Below are 24,621 nucleotides of genomic sequence, written 5' to 3'. Positions count from 1 at the left end.
GCAGGCACCGCGGAACCGCCCCTTTCCCCCTGGCCCGTCGAACGGTCAGGGCCGCCGCCCCGGGCGCCGTACGGACGCGCGGACGAAAGCGCGGATGGGTGCGAGGACCGACGCGCGGATCGGCGCGAGGACGGGCGCGAGTGCCGGCGCTCCGGCCGCGAGCAGGCAGGCCGCGGCCGGGAGTGCCAGGGACGGGCCCGCGCCGCCGCCGGCCGTGAGTCCGAGGCCCGCGGTGGCCGTCATCACCGCCTTGGTCACGCCGGACGCCTCACCGGCGCGCTCGGGGCGTACCACCGCCTGGGTCCCGGCGAGGGCCAGCCCGCCGGCCACACCCAGCGCCGCGGCGGCCACCGTGGCGGCGCTCGTCGCCGTGGTGACCGCGGTACTCGCGGCGAAACCACTACTTCCAGCCGTTCCTGTCGCTGTCCCTGTCCCTGGCCCTGTCCCTGTCCCTGTCCCCGCCCACGCGAGTGCCCAGAGCGCCGCCGCCGCGGTGAACAGGCAGAGCGTCATCACCCGTACGGCCGCCGCGGGGCGCACCCGGCCGGCCAGCGGACCGCCGACGGCCAGCGCGGCGGCCGGTGCGAGCAGTGCCGGTTCCGCGCCCGGCACCGGCCACCCCCGCCCCCGCGACAGCAGCAGCGGGAGGACGTACAGCAGTGCCACCGTCGCGGCGTTGGCCACCGCCCCGGCCACGGTCAGCGTCACGTACCGGCGGTTGCGGAACAGCGCGGGGCCCAGGAGCGGTACGGGGGAGCGGCGCCCCGGGGACTGCCGTGCCGCCCGGCGCTCGGCCCGTAGGAACAGCGCACCGAGCAGCGCACCGAGCAGTGCCGCGGCGGCCGCCCAGAGCCCGTCGGCGGGCTGCTGCAACCAGCGGGCCAGGCAGGCGAGCGCCCCCGTGGCGGCGACCGCACCGGTGACGTCGAGGGGGCGCGCATCGGGGGCGCGCGAGGCGGGCGCGCGCAGGGCGCAGAGCGCGGCGGCCGCGGCGAGCGGCACGGTGAGCCAGAAGACGGCCCGCCAGGAGACCGATGTGGCCAGTACACCGCCCAGGAACGGCCCGCAGACCGTGGCCAGTCCGGCCAGGCCCAGCGCCCGGCCGATGGCCCGGTGACCGCCGGGTCCTCGTCGCTCGCGGCCCGGTGGGCAGACGTTCGTCAGCAGCGCCAACCCGGTGGGCATGATCAGCGCGCCACCCGCCCCCTGGAGCACCCGCGCCGCCACCAGGAGCGGCAGGGAGGGCGCGAGCGCACAGAGGCAGGCGGCGGCCGCGAACAGCGCCAGCCCGAGGAGCAGCATGCGACGCCGGCCGCAGAGGTCCCCGAGCCGGCCGGCGACCGGCATCAGCGAACCGGCGGCGAGGAGGTAGCCACTGACGGTCCATGCGGTGGCGGCCGCGGAGCCGTGCAGGTCGGCGCGGATGACCGGCAGCGCGGGAGACAACGCGAAGGAATCCAGCTGGACGCAGAAGGCACCGGTGGCGACGGCCACCAGCGCCCAGCGGGCCCGGCGGCGCGACGCCGGGGAAGAGAGCAGGGGCGTGGGCGTGGGTGTGGGCGTGGGTGTCGGCGTGGACATGGGAAGGGACGGACCACCTCTCACCACGTGCTGCGTACGACGTGCGCAGGCGACGTGCCGCGTTGCGACGTGCGGCAGGCGACGTGCCGCGTTGCGACGTGCGGCAGGCGACGTGCTGCGTTGCGACGTGCGGCAGGCAACGGAAAACGGAAGCCGAGAGGAGGGATGGAGTGCACCGGAAATGGGCAGGACGCATGACGTCGGAGCGCGAGCGCGCTGCCGGAGTGCGAGAAGGGGCGGGCGCGGGGCCCCGTACAGCGGACGTTCAGCGATCGTTGATCGGTGAACTCCATGCTGATCCGCATGTTGCGCCGTGTGATCACCAAGCATGCAGAGCCCGCCGAGGAAATACAAGAGCCCGATTCCTCGCAGATCGCCCTCACCTGGAGCGGGGAACCGGGCCGCCTGGAAGAGCTCACCCACGGCATGCTCCTGGACCAGGCCGAACGCGCCGCCGGCGCGCTCACCCGCCTCGGGGTCCGGGCCGGTGACCGGGTCGCGGTGCACCTGCCGCTGGTGCCGGAATCCGTCATCGCCACCCTCGCCTGCGGTCGGCTGGAGGCGATCCGGACGACCCTGCCGGTCTCCCTGACGGTGCCCGAACTCGTCGCGCGTACACGGGAGTCGTCGGCGCGCGTGGTGATCACGGCGGACGCGGCGTTCTGGGACGGGGCGGTACGGCCGGTGAAACCGCTGCTCGACCACGCACTGGCGCGCGCCGCCGCGGCGGGGGGTACGCCCGTACAGAAGGTCCTGGTGGTGAACCGCTGCTCCCGGCCGGTGTCCTGGAAGCCGAACCGCGACCTGTGGTGGCACGAGGCCCTGGAGGGACGGACACCCGCCTGCCGGTAGGGGAGCGCCCCGCGCTCTCCCGCCTACGCCACCCGCTGCGGCATATTCACCCACTGAGGCTATAGAACGGGCGAACCGCCCCACGCCTGCTTAGCGTGGGCCTCGTGCCCCAGCCCCCGGACGCCGCCCCACCCGACCCTGCCGCCACCCCGGCCGGGACCGAGGCGGACGACGCAACTGAGGCGGACGACGCAACCGGGGCGGACGACGCAACCGGGGCGCCGGCGGCAACCGGGCGGACCAGGGCAACGGCGACCGTCCGCGGCCCGCTCGTGGCCTCCGCCGTCGCGCTGCTCCTCGTCCTCGCCACCGTCCTGGGCAGCCGCATGCTCCCGGGACGTCGACTCGGCGCTGCTCCCGTACGCCGTCGCCACCGTCTTCCTGGCCTTCGGCGTCGCCTACCGCCACACCGTCTCGGTCAGCGAACCGCCCGCCCGCCGACTTCTCCGGCAGGGCCCGCACGCCCTCTTCTCCCGCGAGAGTTTCCGCACCGCGCCCACCGCCCTGCCCCGACTGGCCGCCGTCCACCTCGGCTTCCAGAACTTCCTCGGCGCCCGGAGCACCGTCCGCCGGCCCGCGCACCAACTCGCCTTCTGGGGCTGCCCTCTGGGGCTGCCTGCTCGCCGCGCTGATCACCTTCCCGCTCACCTGGGGATGGTTCGCCTTCACCGCATCGACCGGCGCCGGGCCGGGCTACGAAATGCGGCTCCGGGGCCTGAAATTCCTCGGCCTCCCTTCCTCCGACGCCGTCGGCCGGGCCATGTTCCACGGCCTCGACCTCGCCGCCGTTCTCGTCATCTCGGGCGCCGGCTACTTCCTGTGGCGCCGCCTACGGGACCGAACGGCCGGCATCGGCCGGCGATTCGCCCATGACCTCGTCCCGCTGCTGGCGCTGACCGTCGTCTCCGGCACCGGAACGCGGTGATACCGAGACCGCCTGGCGGTGCACAGCCTGGTGGTGCACAGCCTGGTGGTGCGCAGCCTTCCTGACGGTCTCCTTCCTCCCCCTCCTCCCCCTTCCTCCTCCCTCCTCGCCGTCCTCACCCTCTGGTCCGTCGACAAGACCGACCGCTGACCCATCCCGCTACCTCGGAAAGGTGACCGATCCCCATGTCCTCCGCATCCGCCCGTCACCCCCTTCCCGGCAGCACCGATCGCACCCGCCCGCACAAACGCAGCCACGCCTCGCAGAGCCCGCCGACCCGACCCGACGGCGGCCGGCGCCCGCGCCCCATACCCACCCACGACAAGGGCCACTAGAAAACGGCGTCGCCCGGGAGGCACCGGGGCGCCCCTGGCGGGGGATGTTCGCGAGTCCGGGAGGCACCCGCCGGTCCGGGAGACACCCGCCGGCCCGGGAGGCACCCGCCGGCCCGGGAGGCACCCGCCAGGTTCGAGCGGCGGTTGAAGGTTTCCGCGTATCGGCCCTCAGTTGACGGCCGGAAGGGAGGAAAAGTCTCCGGGATCACTTCAACGAAACACTTGCAGATATGACTGCTCGAGACATCGAACCGCCCCTGGCGGAGCCGGACGTCGGGACCCGGGACGACACGGCAAGACCAGCGTCCGCGAAGCGGCGGTGGTGGACGCTGTGGGCGGTGAGCGCGGCCCAGCTCCTCGTGGTGCTGGACGGGACGATCGTGAACATCGCGCTGCCCTCCGCCCAGAGCGCGCTGGGCATGTCCGACGCGAGCCGGCAATGGGCGATCACCGCGTACGCCCTGGCCTTCGGCGGGCTGCTGTTGATCGGCGGCAGAATCAGCGGGTCGCTCGGCCACCGGCGCACGTTCGTCATCGGCCTGTCCGGCTTCGCCGCCTCGTCCGCGCTCGGCGGGGCCGCCGTGAATCCCGAAATGCTCTTCGGCGCGCGGGCCCTTCAGGGCGCCTTCGCCGCCGCGCTCGCACCCGCGGGACTGTCCTTGCTGACCACGACGTTCACCGAGCCGCGCGAACGCGGCCGGGCGTTCGGTGTGTTCGCCGCGGTCGGCGCGGCCGGATCGGCCCTCGGTCTGGTCACCGGGGGACTGCTCACCGAGTACGCCAGCTGGCGCTGGTGCCTGTACATCAACGTCCCCGTCGCCCTGATCGCCGTGCTGGGCACGACGTTCGTGCCGCCGGACCGCCCCCTCCGCGGCGACGGCCGGCTCGACATTCCGGGCGCACTGCTCAGCGCCGCGGGCTTCGCCGCCGTGGCCTATGCCTTCAACGAAGCCGAACCGCTCGGCTGGGGTTCCCCGCGGGTGCTGTCCCTGATGGCTGCTGGTGTCCTCTTGCTGGCCGGGTTCGCGGTCGTCGAGGTCCGCGCCTCCCGCCCGCTGCTGCCGATACGTCTGCTCCTGCACCGTGCGCGTGCGGGTGCGCTCCTCTCGATCACCCTGATGTTCGTCGCGATGTTCGGCTTCTACCTCTTCATGAGCTACTACACGCAGACCGTCCTCGGCTACTCACCGGTCCAGGCCGGCCTGACGCTGATCATCAACGCCCTGGCCGCGCTGCTCGGTTCCACCTTCATCGCCGGGAAGCTGCACGGACGCGTCGCGCCTGCGGCGTTGATCCTGCCGGGCCTGATCGCCGCGGCCGTCGGCATGTTCATCCTGACCCGTCTGACGCCGCAGAGCACGGACGTCCTGCCGCTGCACCTGGTGCCCGCCCTGGTACTCACCGGCGTCGGCCTCGGCTGCGTCATCCCCCCGACCGCCGGCCTGGCCACCGCGGGCGTGACCGGGCACGACATCGGAGCCGCATCGGCCGCCTACAACGCCTCTCAGCAACTCGGAGCAGCACTCGGGACCGCACTGCTCAACACCATTGCGGCCGGCGCCGCCGCCACCTATCCGGCGTCAGCCCGCAACGCCACGTCGACCGCGGCCTCCGTGCACGGCTACACCACCGCCCTGACCGTCGGCTTCGGCATCCTCCTCGTCGCCGCGTGCGTCACAGCACCGCTGATCATGACCCGCACCGCACGAGGAACCAGGAGGCGAGGGCAGGACGAGCGGTCATGACCGGCAGCCGAAGGCGTGGCCTCGGTCGGGCCGCCCGTACTCTGGAGGGGTGAGCACCACCCCTGATTTCGAGCCGGACGCCGAGCCCCAGGCCGATCCTGCCCCCAAGTCCGCCGCGGCGCTGATCTTCGACGACCCGCTGAACCAGCAGTCCTCGGACGACACCGACAGGGGCTGGGGCGAACGGCCGGCCGGTGGAGACAGCGCCACCGACCTCGCCCGTTTCCTCGACGAGAAGCCACCGCACCACCTCTGAGGTCCCCGGAATCCCGGGGGCCTCGGCGTCTCGCGGGCCCGGAGATTTCGGAAATCCCGTAGATCCCGTAGATCCCGTAGATGCCGAAGATCCCGTCGATCTCGGAGATCTCGGAGATCGCGGAGATTTCTGGGGCGGCCGCCGGGCGCGGCCGCCTCCGTCCTGCTAGTCCTGCCAGCCCTGCGTCTTCTGCGTGCCGATCGTGCCGGAGGTGGAGAAGGGCACGGCGGGAGAGTCGGCCCGCTGGGCGACGAGGGCGTCGCGGATCTCGGTGAGCAGCTCGACCTCGGTCGGGGCCAGCGGGGTCTCGTCGACCGGCTTCCTGGCCGCCTGGCGCTCCTTCCACTTGTTCATCGGAAGGATCATGAGGAAGTAGACGACCCCGGCGGTGATCAGGAAGGTCAGCGCGGAACTGAGCACCGAGCCCCAGAGGATGTAGATCCCGTCGGTGAACGCGCCCGTCTTCTTGTCCGTGTGGCAGGTGGTGAGGCACGCCTTGTAGTTGTCGAGGTTCTGCGAACCCAGGGCGCCGACGATCGGGTTGATCACGCCCTTGACCACGGCGTTGACGATGTTGGTGAACGCAGCACCGACAACGACCGCGACCGCGAGTTCGATGACGTTGCCCCGCATCAGGAAATCCTTGAATCCCTGCAGGACGCCCTTGCTCTCGCTCACCTGACAGCCTCTTTCCACGCTCACGACGTTCACCACGGACGGTGCACGAACAATCAGCACCGCAACTTACGGCAGGGCACGGCGGAGATGTCCAGTCGGGCAACACCGACCAGCGATCGAACCGGCGATCAGACCAGCGATCACACCAGCGATCGGCCGGTGCGTCGGTGCGGGTCCGGCGGATGGGTTTCGTGCGGCGGACCGGTCCGACGGCCCCGGTGAGAGCGGCGCGCCACCGTCGGCGCGACCGGCCCCGGTCCCCCGCGGCAGGTGCCCCGCCACTCGCAGCAGTCTCCCGGGCGGTGTGCGGAGAAGCCACTCGATCTTGCGGCACGGCTACCGCCCTCCCAGGGCCGCCGCCGACGGGCAGTCCGTCGGGGGTAAGGCTCGTACGGCCCCGTACGAGGCCGCTCCGGCCAGTGCTGCGGCGGCCATCGCGAGCCCGGAGATCAGCATCCGGCGCGGCCCGGCCCGCCCCCACCCGCGTCTGCCGCCGCCGGCTCGTACCGGTGGAAAGTGGGGCACTTCACACCGTGGGGGAGTGGGGAGGGGCGGCGACGAGAGATCGGGCGCGAGATCGGGCGCGAGATCGGGCGCGAGATCGGGTGCGAGAGCAGACGGGAGATCGGACGAGGGACCAGGGGAGGGAGCGGGGGAGGGCGAGGCGAGGGGCGTGGGTGGGGTGTACGACGTGGTGGTCAGCGGGGTGTACGGCGTCGTGGGCATGGTGGCACCGCCTGGGTGAGGGGCTCGTCGGCGACCAGGCGGTCGGACGGGCCTCGGTGGAATCGGCGAGCACCACCGTGCCGTATCCCGCCTGCGCCCGCTGTGGCCTGTGGAGAAGCTCCGGGATGTGGACAACTTCGCCACTCGGGTGAGGGACGGGCGGGCAGGAGAGGGCGGCCCGGAGCGGGGGAGAAGTGGGGGAGAAGCGGCGGGCCCGGGTCCGGTCCCCGGCCCGCCAGGGGCCTTACGGCAGTTCGATGCCCAGGTCCCAGCCCGCGTGGGCGTCGGCGCAGGGGCAGGCGCGGTCGGTGGACTCGGGCAGGGCGGCGACCGCGTCGAAGAGGACCTCGCGGAGCCGGCCGACGTTCTGGGCGAAGACCTGGAGGACTTCCTCGTGGGAGACGCCGTCGCCGGTCTCGGTGCCCGCGTCCAGGTCGGTGACCAGGGTCAACGAGGTGTAGCAGAGGCTCAGTTCGCGGGCCAGGACGGCTTCGGGGTGGCCGGTCATGCCGACCACCGACCAGCCCTGGGCGGCGTGCCAGCGGGATTCGGCGCGGGTCGAGAAGCGCGGGCCCTCGATGACGACGAGCGTGCCGCCGTCGACCGGCTCCCACGCGCGGCCGCGGGCGGCCGCGAGGGCGGCCTGGCGGCCGACGGGGCAGTAGGGGTCGGCGAACGTCAGGTGGACGACGTTGGGGACGCTCCCTCCGGGCAGCGGCTCGCCGTCGAAGTAGGTCTGGACGCGGGCCTTCGTGCGGTCCACGAGCTGGTCGGGGACCAGCAGCGTGCCGGGGCCGTATTCGGGGCGCAGCCCGCCCACCGCGCACGGGCCGAGGACCTGCCGTACACCGAGCGAGCGCAGCGCCCACAGGTTGGCGCGGTAGTTGATGCGGTGCGGCGGGAGTCGGTGGTCGCGGCCGTGCCGGGGGAGGAAGGCGACCTGGCGGCCGGCGATCTCGCCGAGGAACACCGAGTCGCTGGGGCGGCCGTAGGGGGTGTCGACCGTGATCTCGGTCACGTCGTCGAGGAAGGAGTAGAAGCCCGATCCACCGATTACGCCTATTTCCGCGTCAGCCATGGCGGTCACCTTAGCGGGGCCGGCCGGCACGGGGCCCGCCGCCCCGGAAGCGGGCAAGGAGCAGCCGGCATACGGACCGGCATGCAGCGGGCCCCGCCGTCCGAGGACGGCGGGGCCCGAAGGCGTCTGTGCGGCCGGTGCCGCCGGCCGGGCTCAGGCCGCGGAGCTGGTGCTCGACGCGCTGCCGGAGGACGACGTGGTGGCGGTGGACGGCTTGCTGTCGGAGCTGCTCGACGAGGAGCCGGCGGAGTCCGAGGACGTCGTGCTCGACGAGGAGGAGCTCTTCGCGGGGCTGCTGCTGGACGACGAGCCGCGGCTGTCGTTGCGGTAGAAGCCGGAGCCCTTGAAGACGATGCCGACCGCGGAGAACACCTTCTTGAGGCGTCCCTGGCAGCTGGGGCACTCCGTGAGCGCGTCGTCGGTGAACTTCTGCACCGCCTCAAGGCCCTCGCCGCACGCGGTGCACTGGTACTGGTAGGTCGGCACTTGACTTCCTCCTGGCACTCTCACTCGATGAGTGCTAACGACGCTCCATATTGCAGTATTCCGGCGCGTCAGTCCACTGCGACCGGGCAGACGGTGACCGACCCCACGTCCGGCGGAGGCTCGATCCGGGACGTGGAGCCGGTCCGGAACGGGCGGCTGCGGGCGTGCGCCGGCAACCGTCCGAGCCCCGTCCGTCAGGCGTTCGCCAGCTCCCGTTCGCGGTCCTCGGCCGCCGGGCCCGTCTCGGCGGCCGGGTCCGGCAGGTCCGGGCCGGCCACCACGGACGAGGTGCGCGGCAGCAGGTGGCCGCGGAGGGCCAGCAGCACCACCAGGGCCAGGGCGGTGCCGGCCAGGGGGACCAGGAAGCCGCTGCTGGGGCCGAAGCGGTCGGTGAGCTGGCCGGCGGAGGTGGCGGCGACGGCCTGGCCCAGGGCGACCGCGCCGGTCAGCCAGGTGAAGGCCTCGGTGCGGGCGGCGGCCGGGACCAGGGACTCGACCAGGGTGTAGCCGGTGATCAGGGCGGGGGCGATGCACAGGCCGACGACCAGGCCGACGGCGCCCAGCAGCGGTACCGCGGTCACCGCCCACAGCGGGGTGGTGGCCAGTGCCAGCAGCCCGTAGGCGACCAGCAGCCGGCGGCGCGGGCCGACCTTCCAGGCCAGGGCGCCGCAGACGATCCCGGCGAGCATGTTGCCGCCGGCGAAGATCCCGTAGAGCAGGCCGTTGATGCCGGGCTGGCCGATGGCCTGGGTGAACGCGGTCAGCGAGACCTGCATGCCGCCGAAGACGGCACCGATGCCGAGGAACGCCACGATCAGGACACGGACGCCGGGTACCGACAGGGCCGAGACGCGCGGCCGGTCGTCGGCCTGCGCCCGGTGGACGGGGGGCTGGGTGCGGCGCTGGGAGGCGAAGAGCAGGCCGCCGGCCAGCGTCAGCGCGGCCTCGGCGATCAGGCCGGCGGCCGGGTGGATGCCGGTGCACAGCGCGGTCGCCAGGACCGGGCCGACCACGAAGGTGAACTCGTCGGTCACCGACTCGAAGGCGGCCGCCGTCGGCATCAGCGGGCTGCCGCCGAGCCGGGACGCCCAGCGGGCCCGCACCATCGGGCCGACCTGCGGCGTCGAGGCACCCGTGGGGACGGCCACGGCGAGCAGCGCCCACAGGGGGGCGTGCGCCAGGGCCAGGACGATCAGCGTCGCGACGCCCGCGGTGTGCACGAGGATGCCGGGGATCAGCACCGCGCGCTGGCCGAAACGGTCGGCGAGCTTGCCGCTCTGCGGGGCGAACAGCGCCATCGAGACGCCGGTGGCGGCCGAGACCGCGCCGGCGGTGCCGTAGGAGCCGGTGGTGGACTGGACGAGCAGCACGATGCCGATCGTCAGCATCGCGAACGGCTGCCGGGCCAGGAAGCCGGGAAGGAGGAAGGTCCACGCACCGGGGGTGCGCAGCAGTTGTCCGTAACCGGGACGGGATTGCTTGACCGCGGATGCCACGGCCGGGCCTTTCTGCCGCCTGGTAGCGCGTCGCCCGCGAGGTCGTCACAGGTACGCGCCGAGAGCTGTCCTCTCGCGCTGGACCGAGTGATACCGCGTGGTCCGCACCCCGAGAGGTGGCTGCAGGTGGCAGGGGACCGCGGCCGCCGAGCGGTCGCGCCAGCTCTGCATCAGGCAGAGGTGGTTCGTCGTTGTTCCTTCTTCATTGTACAGGCCCGAGCGGGTGAAGCCCTGGGATTAGCCAGTGCTTCACCTGCTTTTCCTTGGCTTTCGTGGAGATGTCCGCCACATTGCGCCCCGGCCGGCCCACGGCGGCTCAGCGGCGGCCGTGACCGTGCCGCCGCGGGGCGGCGCCGGTGCCCAGCCAGCCGGCCAGCTTGCCGCCCCGGGAGACCGCCTGCAGCCGGCGCTCGGCCGCGTCGCGCACCGGGTCCGTGGCGACCACCAGCAGCTCGTCGCCGCGCCGCAGCACGGTCGTCGGCGAGGGCACGAAGCTGGAGCCGTCCCGGACGACGAGGGTGACCGCGGCGCCCGCCGGCATCCGCAGCTCGCCGACCTCGACGCCGTGCATCCGGGAGGCCGGCCCGATGGACGTCGACAGCAGATGGCCGCGCAGCCGCTCCAGCGGCGCGGACTCGATGCCCAGGTCGGCGGGCTCCTCGCCGTCGCCCAGCCGGAGGTGCCGGGCGAGCCAGGGCAGGGTCGGCCCCTGGATCAGGGTGTAGACCACGACCAGGACGAAGACGACGTTGAAGACGCCCTCGCTGCCGGGGACGGAGCCCACCATCGGGATGGTGGCCAGCACGATGGGGACCGCGCCGCGCAGGCCGGCCCAGGACAGCAGGGTCTTCTCCCGCCAGGGCACCCGGAACGGCAGCAGCGAGACGAAGACCGACGTCGGGCGGGCGACGAGGGTGAGGATCATGCCGATGACCAGGGCCGGCACCACGTCGTCGAGGAGGTTGTGCGGGGTGACCAGCAGGCCCAGCAGGACGAACATGCCGATCTGGCCGATCCAGCCGAGCCCCTCGGCGAAGCCGCGGGTGGCCGGGGCGTGCGGCAGTTTGGCGTTGCCGAGGATCATCGCGGCCAGATAGACGGCGAGGAAGCCCGAGCCGTGCGCCAGTGCGCCGGCGGCGTAGGCGGAGACCGCGATGGCCATGACGGCGATGGGGTAGAGACCGGAGGCCGGCAGCGCCACATGCCGCATGCAGTAGGCGCCGAGCCAGCCGATCGCCAGGCCGACCGCGGCACCGATCGCCAGCTCCAGGGCGATCTCGCCGAGCAGGACGTACCAGTGGTCGACCTCTCGCTGGGTGGAGAAGGCGACGACCAGGATGACCACCGGGGCGTCGTTGAAGCCGGACTCCGCTTCGAGGACACCCGTCAGCCGGGCCGGCAGCGGCACGCTGCGCAGGACGGAGAAGACCGCCGCGGCGTCCGTGGACGAGACCACGGCGCCGATCAGCAGCGCCTGCCGCCAGCCGAGTCCGGCCAGGTAGTGCGCTCCGGCCGCGGTGACCCCCACGCTCACCGCGACGCCGACCGTCGAGAGCATCGCCGCCTGGGGCAGGGCCGGCTTGATCTCTTTCCATTTGGTGCCCAGACCGCCCTCGGCGAGGATCACGACCAGCGCGGCATAGCCGAGGAGTTGGGTCAGCTCGGCGTCGTCGAAGACGACCCCGCCGAGGCCGTCCTGTCCCATGGCGATGCCTATCCCCAGGTAGATGAGCAGGCTGGGGAGCCCGCTGCGCGAGGAGAGTCGTACTGCGGCGACCGCGATGAGCAGTACGAGCGAGCAGAGCAGCAGGAGTTGGTTGAGGTGGTCGACAGTCAGGAGCTGGTCCTTCCTCGCACGGGTTCCGAAACGACGGTCCGGGGGTGGTCTTCGGGGGCTCTTTCCTTACCGTATCTAGTTACTGAGACTAACAATTTACCATTACTTGAAGGTTGGGGGTGCTGGTGGTGACTCCGCGTAGGGGTCGCCGAACCCGTGCGCCTATGGTTGCTCCAGCACTCCCACCCTGCCCCTCGAAGGACAGAGATGCCCGCCAACAAGTCCGGCCCAGTCCCCAGGAAGAAGAAGGGGCGGCGCGGCCGCCTCGTCGCCATCACGGTCGTGCTGCTGCTCGTGGCGGGCATCGGCTTCGGCGCGTTCTGGGGAGTCAGCACCGTCCGAGCCTCGTTCCCGCAGACCACCGGCTCGCTCAAACTCCCGGGCCTGACCGACCCGGTGGACGTCGTCCGCGACGCCAACGGCATCCCGCAGATCTACGCCGACACCGACGAGGACCTCTTCCGCGCCCAGGGCTACGTCCAGGCCCAGGACCGCTTCTGGGAGATGGACGTCCGGCGCCACATGACCGCCGGCCGGCTGTCCGAGATGTTCGGCAAGAGCCAGGTCAAGACCGATGAGTTCCTGCGCACCCTGGGCTGGCACCGGGTGGCGCAGCAGGAGTACGACACCAAGCTCTCGCCGAGCACCAAGAAGTACCTCCAGGCGTACTCCGCCGGTGTCAACGCCTACCTCAAGGACCACGAGGGCTCGGCGCTCTCCCTGGAGTACGCGGCGCTGGACTTCGAGAACGACTACAAGCCCGAGAAGTGGACGCCGGCCGACTCGGTGGCCTGGCTCAAGGCGATGGCCTGGGACCTGCGCGGCAACATGCAGGAGGAGATCGACCGGTCCCTGATGACCAGCCGCTTCACCCAGCAGCAGATCAACGAGCTCTACCCGGCGTACCCGTACCGCCGGAACAAGCCGATCGTGGACGGCGGCGCGGTCGACCCGGCCACCAAGAAGTTCACGCCCAAGGGCTCGGCCAACGCCACCCCGGCCGGCGGCGCCGTCACCGGACTCCGGTCCCAGCTGAGCTCGCTGTCCAAGACGGTGAACGAGGTCCCGGCGCTGCTCGGCCCCAACGGCAACGGCATCGGCTCCAACTCCTGGGTCGTCTCCGGCGCGCACACCCCCACCGGCAAGCCGCTGCTCGCCAACGACCCGCACCTGGCACCGCAGATGCCCTCGCTCTGGTACCAGATGGGCCTGCACTGCCGTAACACCGGCCCCAAGTGCGGCTACGACGTCTCCGGCTTCACCTTCTCCGGGATGCCCGGCGTCGTCATCGGCCACAACCAGGACATCTCCTGGGGCATGACCAACCTCGGCGCCGACGTCACCGACCTGTACCTGGAGAAGGTCAACGCCGACGGCTACCTCTACGACGACAAGCAGCAGCCGTTCCGCATGCGCAAGGAGACCATCAAGGTCGCCGGCGGCGGGAGCCACCAGATCACCGTCCGCTCCACCAACAACGGACCGATCGTCTCCGACCGCGACGACGAGCTCGGCAACGTCGGCAAGGACGCCCCCGTGGGCAACGCCGCCCCGGACCGCGGCGACGGCTACGCCGTCTCGCTCCGCTGGACCGCGCTCGACCCCGGCCGCTCCATGGACGCCGTCTTCGAGCTCAACCGCGCCCACGACTGGACGGCCTTCCGCAAGGCCGCCGCGCACTTCGAGGTGCCCTCGCAGAACCTGATCTACGCCGACACCAAGGGCAACATCGGCTACCAGGCACCCGGCCGGATCCCGGTCCGCGGCAAGGGCGACGGCCACTTCGACGGCACCTACCCGGCGCCCGGCTGGGACCCCCGCTACCAGTGGAAGAGCTACATCCCGCAGTCCGCCCTGCCGTACGAGTACAACCCCGAGCGCGGCTACATCGTCACCGCCAACCAGGCCGTCACCGACGAGAAGTACCCGTACCTGATCACCAAGGACTGGGGCTACGGCTCCCGCAGCCAGCGGATCAACGACCTGATCCAGTCGAAGATCAAGGACGGCGGCAAGGTCTCCACCGACGACATGCAGGCCTTCCAGAAGGACAACAGCAGCGAGATCGCCCGGCTGCTGACGCCCTACCTGACGAAGATCGACATCAAGGACAAGTACGTCCGCGACGCCCAGCAGCTGCTGGAGGGCTGGGACTTCACCCAGGAGCCCGACTCCGCCGCGGCCGCCTACTTCAACGCCGTCTGGCGCAACACCCTCAAGCTCGCCTTCGGCAACAAGATGCCCAAGGAACTGCGCCCCGAGGGCCAGTGCCTCACCGTCCGCCCGGCCGACGAGACCGGCCCCGCCGACGAGAACGACAAGTACGTCCGCGAATGCGGTGAGCGGGCCGGCGACACCGCCCAGCCCGACGGCGGCGACCGCTGGTACGAGGTCGTCCGCAACCTCCTCGACGACCCCGGCAACGCCTGGTGGAAGACCGAGGACCGGCCCGGCCACCCCGGCGACAAGAACCGCGACCAGCTCCTCGCGCACGCCATGAAGGACGCGCGCTACGAGCTGACCTCCAAGCTGGGCAAGAACATCGACAACTGGACCTGGGGCCGGCTGCACCAGATGTTCCTGAAGAACCAGACCCTGGGCACCGACGGTCCCGGGATGCTGCAGGGCCTGTTCAACCGCGGCCCGTGGAACGTCGGCGGCGGTGAGGCCGCGGTCGACGCCACCGGCTGGAACGCGGCCGGCGGCTACAAGGTCACCTGGGTCCCGTCCATGCGGATGGTCGTCAACCTCGCCGACCTCGACAAGTCCCGCTGGATCAACCTCACCGGCGCCTCCGGGCACGCCTACGAGGCCCACTACTACGACCAGACCGACAAGTGGGCCAAGGGCGAGCTGCTGTCCTGGCCGTACAGCGAGGACGCCGTCAAGAAGGCCGGCAAGGACACCCTGACGCTGTCGCCGTAAGGCCGCAGCCGCAACGAGCCGCCGGGCGGGCCCGGTCCGGAGGGCCGCGGCGCCCGGGGGGGGCGACCGGCGGTTCCGGCGTACGCAGCGGTGCGGCGGGCTCAGTGCCGGAACCGGTGCACCCCCGACGGGGTCACCGCGGCGTGCACCCGCCGGTCGTGCGGCTCGGCCGGCACCTCGTCCCGCACCTCCGCGTCGAACAGCAGCACCACCAGGTGCGACGGTGCCCCGGCCCGCTCCAGCCGCTCCAGCACCCGGTCGTACGAGCCGCCGCCGCGGCCCAGCCGCACCCCGTCGCGGTCCACCGCCAGCCCCGGCAGCAGCACCACGTCCGCCCGCGTGACCGCCTGCGGGCCCAGCCGCTCACCGGCCGGCTCGTGCAGCCCCCAGCCCGCCGGCACCAGCCGGTCGGCGCCCTCGTACGGCGCCCAGTCGAGGTCGTTGTCCGGCATCAGCACCGGCAGCAGCACCCGCACCCCCGCGTCCCGCAGCCGGTCCAGCAGGGCCCCGGTGGGCGGCTCCGAGCCCATCGACACGTACGCAGCCACCGTCGGCCGGCGGGCGGCCTCCTCGGGCCCCGCCGACGGGGCGAGGAACGGCGCCAACTCCTCCAGTTCCAGGGTCCGTCGGGCCAGTGCCTCGCCCGCCGCCGCGAGGACATCGGGTGGCAACGATCTCCTTACCTCCTGGAGATCCCGCCGCAACCTTCGTTTCCTATCGTGCTGCTTGCTCACTGTGTGCCCTTGCTCCCGCTCTCATGCTCTATTCACCGGACCCTCATCATCGTTCCGAATGGGCCGGTTATGGTGTCGCGCATGACTCCATCGCACACACGGATCAGCAAGGCTGTCATTCCGGCAGCCGGCCTCGGCACCCGGTTTCTCCCCGCCACGAAGGCCACACCCAAGGAGATGCTCCCGGTCGTCGACAAGCCCGCCATCCAGTACGTGGTGGAGGAGGCGGCCGCCGCCGGGCTCTCCGACGTCCTGATGGTCACCGGCCGCAACAAGCGCCCCCTCGAGGACCACTTCGACCGCAACTACGAACTCGAAGAGGCCCTGCACCGCAAGGGCGACGAGTCCCGCCTCGCCAAGGTCCAGGAATCCAGCGACCTCGCGACCATGCACTACGTCCGCCAGGGCGACCCGAAGGGCCTCGGCCACGCGGTGCTGTGCGCCGCGCCCCACGTGGGCGACCAGCCCTTCGCGGTGCTTCTCGGGGACGACCTGATCGACCCCCGCGACCCCCTGCTGGCCCGCATGGTCGAGGTGCAGGAGCAGTACGGCGGCTCGGTCATCGCCCTCATGGAGGTCGACCCGGCCCAGATCCACCTCTACGGCTGCGCGGCCGCCGCGCCCACCGGCGACGACGACGTGGTCACCGTCTCCGACCTGGTCGAGAAGCCCGACCCGTCCGAGGCGCCCAGCAACCTCGCGATCATCGGCCGCTACGTTCTCGACCCGGCCGTCTTCGAGGTGCTGCGCAAGACCGACCCCGGCCGCGGCGGCGAGATCCAGCTCACCGACGCCCTCCAGGCGCTCGCCGCCGACCCGTCGCTCGGCGGCCCGGTGCACGGCGTCGTCTTCAAGGGCCGGCGCTATGACACCGGTGACCGTGGCGACTACCTGCGTGCCATTGTCAGACTGGCATGCGAACGTGAAGACCTGGGCCCCGACTTCCGGGCCTGGCTTCGCAGTTACGTCACCGAGGAGATGTAGGACGTTGAACCACGCCACCGGCCAGACCAGCCACCCGGACCGCGTCTGGTCGGTGGCCGAGCACCTCGACGACGTCCTGTCGAAGATCGCCCCGCTGGACCCGATCGAGCTGCAGCTCCTCGACGCCCAGGGCTGCGTCCTGGTCGAGGACGTCACCGTCACCGTCCCCCTGCCGCCCTTCGACAACAGCTCCATGGACGGCTACGCGGTCCGCGCCGCCGACGTCGCGCAGGCCACCGAGGCCGCCCCGGTCACCCTGACCGTCATCGGCGACGTCGCGGCCGGCAGCGGCGAGCTCCCCGAGGTCGGCCCCGGCCAGGCCGCCCGCATCATGACCGGTGCCCCCCTCCCGCCCGGCGCCGAGGCCGTCGTCCCCGTCGAATGGACCGACGGCGGCGCCGGAGCGGGCCCGGCCGCCACGATGCGGGCGGCCAGCGCCGCCCCCGAGGGCGCCGGCGGCGAGGTCCGCATCCACCGCCCGGCCCCGGCCGGCGCCCACGTCCGCGCCCGCGGCAGCGACGTCACCCAAGGCGAGCTCGCACTGCGCACCGGCACCCTCCTCGGCCCCTCCCAGATCGGCCTGCTCGCCGCCCTCGGCCGCGGCACGGTCCGGGTCCGCCCGCGCCCCCGCGTCGTGGTGCTGTCCACCGGCAGCGAACTGGTCCAGCCCGGCGAGGCGTTGGGCCCCGGCCAGATCCATGACTCCAACAGCTTCCAGCTCACCGCCGCGGCCCGCGCCGCCGGCGCCCTCGCCTACCGCGTCGGCGCGGTCGCCGACGACGCCGAGACCCTGCGCGCCACCCTGGAGGACCAGCTCATCCGGGCCGATGTCCTCGTCACCAGCGGCGGCGTCAGCGTCGGCGCGTACGACGTGGTCAAGGAGACCCTGGCCGGCCTCTCCGCCGAGGAGGGGAAGGTCGAGTTCCGCAAGCTCGCGATGCAGCCCGGCAAGCCCCAGGGCTTCGGCCTCATCGGCCCCGACCGCATCCCGCTGCTGGCCCTGCCCGGCAACCCCGTCAGCAGCTACGTCTCCTTCGAGCTGTTCGTCCGCCCGGTCATCCGGGCCCTGATGGGCCTGCCGGACGTGCACCGTCCGACGGCCACGGCCCGCTGCACCGCCGCCCTCGCCTCCTCGCCCAAGGGCAAGCGACAGTTCCTGCGCGGCTCCTACGACGCCGAGGCCGGCACCGTCACCCCGGTCGGCGGCGCCGGCTCCCACCTGATCAAGGCCATGGCGCACGCCAACGCCCTGATCGTCGTCCCCGAGGACACCACCGAGGTCCCCGAGGGCGCCGACGTGGACGTCGTCCCGCTCGGATAACCGGCCCCCGAAAACCCGTACCGGGTGCTCCGCGGCCACCGGAGGTACGGTGTCGTCCCACAGGCGGCAGTTTGGACCGGGAGAACGATGAGCAGCGGCCAGCAACACCTCACCCACCTCGACGCGGCGGGCGCGGCCCGGATGGTCGACGTCTCGGCCAAGGACGTCACCGCCCGCACCGCCCGCGCCCGCGGCCGGGTGCTGGTGTCACCGCAGGTCGTCGAGTTGCTGCGGGGCGAGGGCATGCCCAAGGGCGACGCCCTGGCCACCGCCCGGATCGCCGGGATCATGGGCGCCAAGCGCACCCCCGAGCTGATCCCGCTCTGCCACCCGCTGGCCGTCTCCGGTGTGAAGGTGGACCTCTCGGTCACCGACGAGGCCGTGGAGATCACCGCCACCGTCAAGACCACCGACCGCACCGGCGTCGAGATGGAGGCGCTCACCGCCGTCTCCGTCGCCGCCCTCACCGTCGTGGACATGATCAAGGCGGTCGACAAGGCCGCGGTGATCTCCGACATCCGCGTCGAGGAGAAGACCGGCGGCAAGTCCGGCGACTGGAGCCGGTCATGACCACCGCCCGCGCCCTGGTGGTCACCGCCTCCAACCGCGCCGCGGCCGGCGTCTACGAGGACAAGGGCGGCCCGCTGCTCGCCGAGGGCCTGGCCGCCATGGGCTTCGAGGTCGACGGCCCCGAGGTCGTCCCCGACGGCGACCCGGTCGAGGCCGCCCTGCGCCGGGCCGTCGACTCGTCGCGCTACGCCGTCGTCCTCACCACCGGCGGCACCGGCATCTCGCCCACCGACCGCACCCCCGAGGCCACCGCCCGGGTCCTGGACTACGAGGTCCCCGGCATCCCCGAGGCGATCCGCGCCGCCGGCCGCGGCAAGGTCCCCACCGCGGCGCTCTCCCGCGGCCTCGCCGGCGTCGCCGGCGCGACCCTGATCGTCAACCTCCCCGGTTCCTCCGGCGGGGTCCGCGACGGCCTCGCCGTACTGGCCGACCTGCTGCCGCACGCCGTCGACCAGATCCGCGGCGGCGACCACCAAAGGCCCTCCGGGAGCCCGAGCTGAACGCGTCCTGGCCCGTGGTCCTGACGGACGGTGAGATCACCCTCCGCCCCATAAAGCTGCGCGACCAGCGGGCCTGGCGCGAGGTCAACCGCCGCAACCGCGACTGGCTGCGCCCCTGGGAAGCCACCATTCCGCCGCCCCCGCCCGGTCTCGTCCCGCCGCACCGGCCCACCTACCGCCAGATGGTCCGCCATCTGCGCGCGGAGGCGCACGCCGGCCGGATGCTCCCGTTCGTCGTGGAATACCAGGGCCGCCTCGTCGGGCAACTCACCGTCGCGGGCATCACCTGGGGCTCGATGTGCTCCGGCCACATCGGCTACTGGGTCGACCAGGAAGTCGCCGGGCGCGGAGTCATCCCGACCGCCGTGGCGCTCGCCGTCGACCACTGCTTCCGCTCCGTCGGACTGCACCGCATCGAGGTCTGCATTCGCCCGGAGAACTCCCCGAGCCGGCGGGTGGTGGAAAAGCTCGGTTTTCGCGAGGAAGGCATCCGCCCGCGCTACCTCCACATCGACGGCGCCTGGCGGGATCACGCGGTTTACGCGCTCACCGCGGAAGAAGTGCCCGAGGGCCTGCTCAACCGCTGGCGGCGGGAGAAACCCAGCAGGCCAGGCACCGCCCCCGGCACGCCCCCACAAATAAAATAAACGTTCGAATGCAATCCCCAATTGGCCGGATTGGGGTGGGTGCGGATCTCTACCATCACAAAAAAGTTCGAGATATCAGCCAGATCGTGCGACACACCGGCCCAATTGGCGGATGGCCCCCTGCAAACCCCTCTACCGTGTGAGTTGTGAGAAGCAGCGGCCTCATCTACGCAGTCATCGTCGGGGCCTGGGCCGCCTACTTGGTGCCGATGTGGCTCCGTAGACAGGACGAGCTCAACGAGGCCCGTCCGACCGAGCGCTTCAGCACCGCCATCCGGCTGCTGTCCGGACGTGCGGCCATGCAGCGCCGCTACGACAAGGAGCGCGGGGAGTACCCGGCCGACGAGGCGGACGACGACGTGGACCCGGACGAGCTGGCCGACGAGGCCGCCGCCGGGCCCTTCGCCGACCCCGTCTCCGCCGAGGGGCCCGAGGCCCCGCCCACCCGCGTGCAGGCCGCCCCGCCGCGGCCCTCGCTCGCCGAGCGGACCAAGCGCGCCAAGGTCCTCGCCCGCCGCCGGCGCACCATCACCATCCTGTTCCTCACCTTCACCACCGGCGCCATCGTCGCGGCCGTCGGCGGCACCCCGTTCCTCTGGGCGCCCGCCCTCCCCGCCGCCCTCCTGACCGCGTACATCATTTACCTGCGCGCCCAGGAGCGCCGCCGCTTCACCTTCACCATGGACCAGCGCCGCGCGGAGGCCGCGGCCCAGCGTCTGCGTGAGGGTCGCCGCCCCCGCCAGGCCGCCGACCAGCCGCCCGCCGACGAGCACCCGGCCGACGCCCGCGCCGATCACCCGGCCGATGCCGCGGTGGAGGCGCCCCGCCCGGCGCCCGCCTCCCGGCCCTCGCCCACCGCCGGCCGCCGTGCCGTCGTCGAGGAGACCGACCACGCCGAGTGGGTCGACCAGCAGCGCGAACGCGAGCGCCCGCGCCCGGCCGGCAGCTGGGACCCCGTCCCGGTCCCGCTCCCCACCTACGTCACCGCTCCGGTCGCCCCGCGCGCCACCAGCCACGTCGACCTCGACGCCGAGGACGCCTGGAGCTCCGCCCGCTCCAGCGCCGCCTCCGAACGCCCCCAGCCCGAGGCCCCCCAGCAGGACCGCCCGACCCCCGGTCGCCGCACCCGCGGCCGCACGCCCCTCTTCGACCAGTACGAGGACGAGGACCGCCCCCGCGCCGCCAACGAGTGACCCGCACCACACCGGCCGCCCCTCCGCTGACCAGCACCGGAAGCGATTTCCGAGCACCGCGACCGAGATGCTAGAGTTTCACTCGTCGCAAGGGCCTGTGGCGCAGCTGGTAGCGCACCTCGTTCGCAACGAGGGGGTCAGGGGTTCGAATCCCCTCAGGTCCACGCACTTCGTGAATCCCGCCCGATCGGTTCGATCGGGCGGGATTTTCGTTTGTGCGTGGCGGGACCGGCCCTGTGCCAGGGGGAGTTCGCCGCCGTGGCCGGTCGGCGGGGGCGGACGTCATGTCAGGCGGATGCCGTGGCGGGCCAGGTAGGCGAGGGGGTTGATGTCGGAGCCGTAGTGGCGGCGGGTGCGGACCTCGAAGTGGAGGTGGGGGCCGGTGGCCCGGCCGGTGGCGCCGGCGTAGCCGAGGCGGGTGCGGGCGCGGACGTGCTGGCCGGGGTGGACGGTGATCCGGGAGAGGTGCCCGAAGAGCGTGTAGTGGCCGTCCCGCATCCGGATCGTGACGGCCTTGCCGTACGCGCCCGAGCGCCGGGCGAGGACGACGGTGCCGGGCCCGACGGACCTGACCTTGGCCCCGGTGCGGACCGCGAGGTCGATGCCGGTGTGGTGACCGGCCTGCCAGGCGCCGGGCACGCCGTAGGGCGAACTGATGCGGTAGTGGGCGGCGACCGGGTGGGCCCAGTTGCCGGCGGAGGCGGCGAGGGCGGCCTGGGCCGCCGTCATGGTGACGGCGGGGCCCGCGGCCGCCAGCAGGGCGGCACGGAGGAGCGCTCTGCGCAGCGGGGTGCTTTTGCGGAACGTGGTCATAGTTGCGAGCCCACGCCCTGTGGCGGGCGGTCGCATCCCGGGGCGGGGCGATGGGCCGCCGATCGGGTGGCGGCCTGCGGCGATGCGGTGCTTGGTGGTGCGGTGTGCGTGCCGTCGTTCCGCTCCCGGACGCGACCGCCCGGGGCCCCGGCTCATGAGCTCATGAGGCGGTCGACCGTTTCGGCGACCGCGCCGGTGCCGTCCTCCGTGGCGAGGCGGGCGGCCGCGGCGCGGGCGCGGGTGTGGCGTTCGGGGCCGGTGGTGGCCTGGGTGAGGGCGTGGGCCAGGCGGGCGACGCCGGTTTCGCCGGTGAGGTGCGCGAAGGGGAGGGGGGCGGTGGCGACGCCGGAGGCGGCCAGTCGGGCGGCCCAGAAGGGCTGGTCGGCGGTGACCGGGACGGGGACGGTGGGCACCCCGGCGCGCAGTCCGGCCGCGGTGGTCCCCGCGCCGCAGTGGTGGACGACCGCGGCCGTGTGCGGGAAGAGCAGGGCGTGCGGCACCTCGCCGACGGTGAGGACGTCGTCCGCGCCGGGTGCGTGCGCGGCGGACAGGCCGGCCCAGCCGGACTGGAGGATGCCGCGGACCCCGGCGCGCCGCAGCGCCCGTACCGCGAGCTCGCCGAGGCGCTCCCCCTCGCCGCCCGCCATGCTGCCGAAGCCGATGAAGACCGGGGGCGGGCCGGCCGCCAGGAAGTCCCTCACGGCGGGCGGGAGTTGGGCGTCCGGGGCGTGCCAGGGCCACCAGTTGCCGACCACGTCGAGGCCGGCGCGCCAGTCGGCGGGGCGGGGGAGCAGGGTCTCGCTGAAGCCGTGCAGGACCGGCCAGCCGGCCGCTTCGGCGCGGCGCCGGACGGTGGCGGGCGTGGCGGGCGGCAGGCCGAGGCGGGCGCGCAGGGTGCGGGTGGCGCCGGCGTAGAGGCGGTCGATGACGCGGAGGGAGAGGCGGCCCAGGGCGCGGTTGCCCCGGCGGCCCAGGGAGCGGCCGCCGCTGACGACGGGGGCGAAGTCACCGGTGGGGGCCTGCGGGACGAGGAACAGGCCCAGCGACGGGATGCCGTGCGCCTCGGCGAGGTGGTGGCCGAGCGGTGCGGTGGTGGCGGAGAGCAGCAGGAGCTCGGTGCCGTCGTCCGCGGCGTCGGCCATGCCCCCGCCCAGTTCCTCGACGAAGGCGGCGGCCCGGCGCATCAGCGCACGGCGGCCGGGCGGGGCGCCCTCCGGCGCTGCGGTGCCGTCGGCCGGGCGCCGGCCGCGCGGATCGGCGGGCAGCCGGCGGAACTCCAGGCCGGCGGCGCGGACGAGGGGCTCGTAGGCGTCGTGGGTGGCGAGCGTGACGTCGTGGCCGGCCGCGCGGAGCCGGGCGCCGACGCCGGTGTAGGGGGCGACGTCGCCGTACGATCCGGCGGCGGTGAGCAGGATTTTGGGCATGGGTGGGCAGCCTTCGGAGGTTCGGGGGGCGAGAGGTACCGGGTACGAGTGCGGCGCTCAGCGCGCGGCGGGCCTCAGGCGCCGTCGCCGTCCGGGTGGCGTACGGCGTTGGCGTGGACGGCGGTGCGCAGGTACGGGGCGAGACCGGGGCGCTGTTCCGTGGGCGGGACGATCAGCGCGAACGCGCGGGGATCGGCGGCGAAGTCATCGGCGATCCGGCCGTGCATATCGGTGGGGCAGGGGGTGAACCAGCGACTGATGTGCTGCCGCTGTTCCTCCGCGAGGTCCATGGCGCGCTCGCCGTCCGCGGGCTCCTCGGCGTCGAAGGCGGCCAGCAGCCGGCGGCGCCAGTCGGCGGCCTCGGCCATGAGCGTGGCCCAGTCGTCCTTGGAGTGCGCGGCGGCCCGCGCCATCGAGCGCTGGTGGCCCTCGCTGTGCTGCCACTTCAGATGGGCCTGGGTGGCGTAGGTGAGGTCGAAGGCCACCTCGCCGAAGACCTCGAACCGCTGCTGCGGCGTCAGTTCGACCCCGGTCTGCTGCACCTCCATGGCCCGCTCGGCGACCTCGACCAGCCGCCGCAGCTTGCCGATCTGCTCGTTGAGGAGCCGGTGCCGGGCGCGGAGGTGGTCGAGGGCGTTGGCCTGGGGGTCCGCCAGGATGGCGGCGATCTCCTCCAGCGGGAAGCCGAGCTGCCGGTAGAAGAGGATCTGCTGGAGCCGGGCGAGGTCGGCGTCGCTGTACTGGCGGTAGCCGGCGGGGCTGCGGTCGCTGGGGCAGAGCAGACCGGTCTTGTCGTAATGGTGCAGGGTGCGCACCGTGATCCCGGCGAAGCCGGAGACCTGACCGACCGAGTAGCTCATCGCAGCGCCTTTCGTCCCGTGGGGCCGTACCGCTTCAGGGTGCGCCCTGACGTGACGTGAGGGTCAAGCGGGCGGCCGGCTGCCGGGGGCCGCCCCGGCCGGGCCGGTCCACCGCGGTGGACCGCCCCGGCTCAGCCCTTCGGATACCGCTCCTCCAGCAGGGAGTTCATCAGCGCCTGGACGTCCTCCCGGGCCAGCCCCTCCGCGCGGGCCCGCTCCATCCAGGCGCGCAGCTCCTCGCGCAGCAGGGCGTCCGCGGCGGAGGAGGGGCGGGCGAGCGTGCGGCTGACGAACGTGCCGAGGCCGGGGCGCGGTTCGACCAGGCCCTCGCGCTCCAGCTCGCGGTAGGCCTTCAGGGTCGTGTTGGGGTTGACCTTGGTCGTCGCGGCGACCTGCGCCGCGGTCGGCAGCCGGTCGCCCTCGACGAGGATGCCCAGCCGCAGCGCCTGCTGGACCTGCTGGACGATCTGGAGGTAGGTGGCGACGCCACTGCGGCGGTCGATGCGGAATTCCACGGCGCTCACCACCTCTCTGCTGCTTTCCCCCGTGCCGCCGGGGCCGCCCCCGCGCCCCTCCCGGGCGGCGCCGGGGCCGTGCGGCCCGACCGATTGATCATCGGGCCGCCCGTGCGGGGTGTCAAAGCGCCGCCCGTGGC

Annotated in this window: 23 protein-coding genes, 1 tRNA gene and 1 pseudogene; 14 read left to right on the top strand and 11 right to left on the bottom strand. The window is 73.0% G+C overall.

Annotated features, from left to right (window positions below):
• Positions 1-45: 45 nt before the first annotated feature.
• The gene (locus tag V2J85_RS27830; RefSeq protein WP_330823085.1) at positions 46-1,581 is read right to left on the bottom strand and encodes an MFS transporter; all 1,536 of its coding nucleotides are present in this window, start codon (positions 1,579-1,581) and stop codon (positions 46-48) included.
• Between the two features lie 303 nt (positions 1,582-1,884).
• Between V2J85_RS27830 and V2J85_RS27825 the strand changes: the two genes are divergently transcribed.
• The 6 genes and pseudogenes from V2J85_RS27825 (at position 1,885) to V2J85_RS27800 (ending at position 5,694) form a co-directional block, all read left to right on the top strand.
• Positions 1,885-2,433, top strand: a complete 549-nt coding sequence (locus tag V2J85_RS27825; protein ID WP_330823084.1) for an AMP-binding protein — start codon at positions 1,885-1,887, stop codon at positions 2,431-2,433.
• A gap of 104 nt (positions 2,434-2,537) precedes the next feature.
• Positions 2,538-3,349 (top strand): annotated as a pseudogene (locus tag V2J85_RS27820) (MFS transporter); the annotation flags it as partial.
• 27 nt (positions 3,350-3,376) lie between these two features.
• Entirely contained in the window at positions 3,377-3,508 is a 132-nt protein-coding gene (locus V2J85_RS27815) for a hypothetical protein (protein ID WP_330823083.1), read from the top strand.
• 35 nt (positions 3,509-3,543) lie between these two features.
• Positions 3,544-3,693: a hypothetical protein gene (locus V2J85_RS27810; RefSeq protein ID WP_330823082.1), complete on the top strand. Its 150-nt coding sequence runs from the start codon at positions 3,544-3,546 to the stop codon at positions 3,691-3,693.
• Between the two features lie 230 nt (positions 3,694-3,923).
• Positions 3,924-5,438, top strand: a complete 1,515-nt coding sequence (locus V2J85_RS27805) for an MFS transporter (RefSeq protein WP_330823081.1) — start codon at positions 3,924-3,926, stop codon at positions 5,436-5,438.
• A 49-nt stretch (positions 5,439-5,487) separates the two neighbouring features.
• Positions 5,488-5,694 carry a hypothetical protein gene (locus V2J85_RS27800; protein WP_330823080.1) on the top strand — a complete coding sequence of 69 codons (207 nt, stop codon included), beginning with the start codon at positions 5,488-5,490 and terminating at the stop codon, positions 5,692-5,694.
• Positions 5,695-5,859: 165 nt separating this feature from the next.
• Here the strand turns inward: V2J85_RS27800 and mscL are convergent, their stop codons facing one another.
• From mscL to V2J85_RS27775, 5 genes are all read right to left on the bottom strand, one after another.
• A complete protein-coding gene (mscL, locus tag V2J85_RS27795) occupies positions 5,860-6,372 on the bottom strand; it encodes a large conductance mechanosensitive channel protein MscL (RefSeq protein WP_330823079.1) in 513 nt (170 codons plus the stop codon).
• 970 nt (positions 6,373-7,342) lie between these two features.
• The gene (locus V2J85_RS27790) at positions 7,343-8,176 is read right to left on the bottom strand and encodes an S-methyl-5'-thioadenosine phosphorylase (RefSeq protein ID WP_330823078.1); all 834 of its coding nucleotides are present in this window, start codon (positions 8,174-8,176) and stop codon (positions 7,343-7,345) included.
• Positions 8,177-8,329: 153 nt separating this feature from the next.
• A complete protein-coding gene (locus V2J85_RS27785) occupies positions 8,330-8,662 on the bottom strand; it encodes an FmdB family zinc ribbon protein (RefSeq protein WP_330823077.1) in 333 nt (110 codons plus the stop codon).
• A gap of 194 nt (positions 8,663-8,856) precedes the next feature.
• Positions 8,857-10,158 (bottom strand): MFS transporter, encoded by a 1,302-nt coding sequence (locus tag V2J85_RS27780; RefSeq protein WP_261950935.1) that lies wholly within the window; start codon positions 10,156-10,158, stop codon positions 8,857-8,859.
• A gap of 316 nt (positions 10,159-10,474) precedes the next feature.
• Complete coding sequence (locus tag V2J85_RS27775) at positions 10,475-11,995, bottom strand: potassium/proton antiporter (protein WP_261957091.1); 1,521 nt, start codon at positions 11,993-11,995, stop codon at positions 10,475-10,477.
• A gap of 207 nt (positions 11,996-12,202) precedes the next feature.
• Here V2J85_RS27775 and V2J85_RS27770 point away from each other — a divergent pair, with 207 nt between their 5' ends.
• Positions 12,203-14,920, top strand: a complete 2,718-nt coding sequence (locus V2J85_RS27770; protein WP_261950936.1) for a penicillin acylase family protein — start codon at positions 12,203-12,205, stop codon at positions 14,918-14,920.
• A 101-nt stretch (positions 14,921-15,021) separates the two neighbouring features.
• On the opposite strand, the gene V2J85_RS27765 is transcribed toward V2J85_RS27770, so the two are convergent.
• Positions 15,022-15,624 (bottom strand): 5-formyltetrahydrofolate cyclo-ligase, encoded by a 603-nt coding sequence (locus V2J85_RS27765; protein ID WP_261950937.1) that lies wholly within the window; start codon positions 15,622-15,624, stop codon positions 15,022-15,024.
• A 111-nt stretch (positions 15,625-15,735) separates the two neighbouring features.
• Here V2J85_RS27765 and galU point away from each other — a divergent pair, with 111 nt between their 5' ends.
• The 7 genes from galU (at position 15,736) to V2J85_RS27730 (ending at position 21,033) form a co-directional block, all read left to right on the top strand.
• On the top strand, positions 15,736-16,638 hold the full coding sequence (gene galU / locus V2J85_RS27760; protein WP_261950938.1) for a UTP--glucose-1-phosphate uridylyltransferase GalU: 903 nt from the start codon (positions 15,736-15,738) through the stop codon (positions 16,636-16,638).
• A 4-nt stretch (positions 16,639-16,642) separates the two neighbouring features.
• Positions 16,643-17,959 (top strand): molybdotransferase-like divisome protein Glp, encoded by a 1,317-nt coding sequence (glp, locus tag V2J85_RS27755; protein ID WP_261950939.1) that lies wholly within the window; start codon positions 16,643-16,645, stop codon positions 17,957-17,959.
• A gap of 87 nt (positions 17,960-18,046) precedes the next feature.
• Entirely contained in the window at positions 18,047-18,529 is a 483-nt protein-coding gene (gene moaC / locus V2J85_RS27750; protein WP_261950940.1) for a cyclic pyranopterin monophosphate synthase MoaC, read from the top strand.
• Positions 18,526-19,029, top strand: a complete 504-nt coding sequence (locus V2J85_RS27745) for a MogA/MoaB family molybdenum cofactor biosynthesis protein (protein WP_330823076.1) — start codon at positions 18,526-18,528, stop codon at positions 19,027-19,029. Before moaC ends, V2J85_RS27745 begins: the two co-directional genes overlap by 4 nt.
• A gap of 14 nt (positions 19,030-19,043) precedes the next feature.
• Complete coding sequence (locus tag V2J85_RS27740) at positions 19,044-19,676, top strand: GNAT family N-acetyltransferase (protein ID WP_261950942.1); 633 nt, start codon at positions 19,044-19,046, stop codon at positions 19,674-19,676.
• Positions 19,677-19,822: 146 nt separating this feature from the next.
• Positions 19,823-20,869, top strand: a complete 1,047-nt coding sequence (sepX, locus tag V2J85_RS27735) for a divisome protein SepX/GlpR (protein WP_330823075.1) — start codon at positions 19,823-19,825, stop codon at positions 20,867-20,869.
• A 91-nt stretch (positions 20,870-20,960) separates the two neighbouring features.
• A tRNA-Ala gene (locus V2J85_RS27730) sits at positions 20,961-21,033 on the top strand.
• A gap of 118 nt (positions 21,034-21,151) precedes the next feature.
• On the opposite strand, the gene V2J85_RS27725 is transcribed toward V2J85_RS27730, so the two are convergent.
• From V2J85_RS27725 to V2J85_RS27710, 4 genes are all read right to left on the bottom strand, one after another.
• Entirely contained in the window at positions 21,152-21,682 is a 531-nt protein-coding gene (locus V2J85_RS27725; RefSeq protein WP_261950944.1) for a M23 family metallopeptidase, read from the bottom strand.
• Between the two features lie 152 nt (positions 21,683-21,834).
• A complete protein-coding gene (locus V2J85_RS27720) occupies positions 21,835-23,106 on the bottom strand; it encodes a glycosyltransferase (RefSeq protein ID WP_261950945.1) in 1,272 nt (423 codons plus the stop codon).
• A 74-nt stretch (positions 23,107-23,180) separates the two neighbouring features.
• Positions 23,181-23,966 (bottom strand): MerR family transcriptional regulator, encoded by a 786-nt coding sequence (locus V2J85_RS27715; RefSeq protein ID WP_261950946.1) that lies wholly within the window; start codon positions 23,964-23,966, stop codon positions 23,181-23,183.
• Positions 23,967-24,097: 131 nt separating this feature from the next.
• Entirely contained in the window at positions 24,098-24,493 is a 396-nt protein-coding gene (locus V2J85_RS27710; RefSeq protein ID WP_261950947.1) for a GntR family transcriptional regulator, read from the bottom strand.
• Between the last annotated feature and the right edge of the window lie 128 nt (positions 24,494-24,621).

The sequence above is a fragment of the Streptomyces bugieae genome, assembly GCF_036352915.1.
GTDB classification, from domain to species: Bacteria; Actinomycetota; Actinomycetes; order Streptomycetales; family Streptomycetaceae; genus Streptomyces; species Streptomyces endophytica.
This window is presented reverse-complemented; position numbering and strand designations above follow the sequence as displayed.

Excerpts from the sequence above, each read along its gene's own strand:
- V2J85_RS27830 (WP_330823085.1), bottom strand. The coding sequence starts at position 1,581 with ATGTCCACGCCGACACCCACGCCCACACCCACGCCCACGCCCCTGCTC.
- V2J85_RS27825 (WP_330823084.1), top strand. The coding sequence starts at position 1,885 with ATGTTGCGCCGTGTGATCACCAAGCATGCAGAGCCCGCCGAGGAAATA.
- V2J85_RS27810 (WP_330823082.1), top strand. The coding sequence starts at position 3,544 with ATGTCCTCCGCATCCGCCCGTCACCCCCTTCCCGGCAGCACCGATCGC.
- V2J85_RS27805 (WP_330823081.1), top strand. The coding sequence starts at position 3,924 with ATGACTGCTCGAGACATCGAACCGCCCCTGGCGGAGCCGGACGTCGGG.
- V2J85_RS27790 (WP_330823078.1), bottom strand. The coding sequence starts at position 8,176 with ATGGCTGACGCGGAAATAGGCGTAATCGGTGGATCGGGCTTCTACTCC.
- V2J85_RS27770 (WP_261950936.1), top strand. The coding sequence starts at position 12,203 with ATGCCCGCCAACAAGTCCGGCCCAGTCCCCAGGAAGAAGAAGGGGCGG.
- galU (WP_261950938.1), top strand. The coding sequence starts at position 15,736 with ATGACTCCATCGCACACACGGATCAGCAAGGCTGTCATTCCGGCAGCC.
- moaC (WP_261950940.1), top strand. The coding sequence starts at position 18,047 with ATGAGCAGCGGCCAGCAACACCTCACCCACCTCGACGCGGCGGGCGCG.
- V2J85_RS27745 (WP_330823076.1), top strand. The coding sequence starts at position 18,526 with ATGACCACCGCCCGCGCCCTGGTGGTCACCGCCTCCAACCGCGCCGCG.
- V2J85_RS27725 (WP_261950944.1), bottom strand. The coding sequence starts at position 21,682 with ATGACCACGTTCCGCAAAAGCACCCCGCTGCGCAGAGCGCTCCTCCGT.
- V2J85_RS27720 (WP_261950945.1), bottom strand. The coding sequence starts at position 23,106 with ATGCCCAAAATCCTGCTCACCGCCGCCGGATCGTACGGCGACGTCGCC.
- V2J85_RS27715 (WP_261950946.1), bottom strand. The coding sequence starts at position 23,966 with ATGAGCTACTCGGTCGGTCAGGTCTCCGGCTTCGCCGGGATCACGGTG.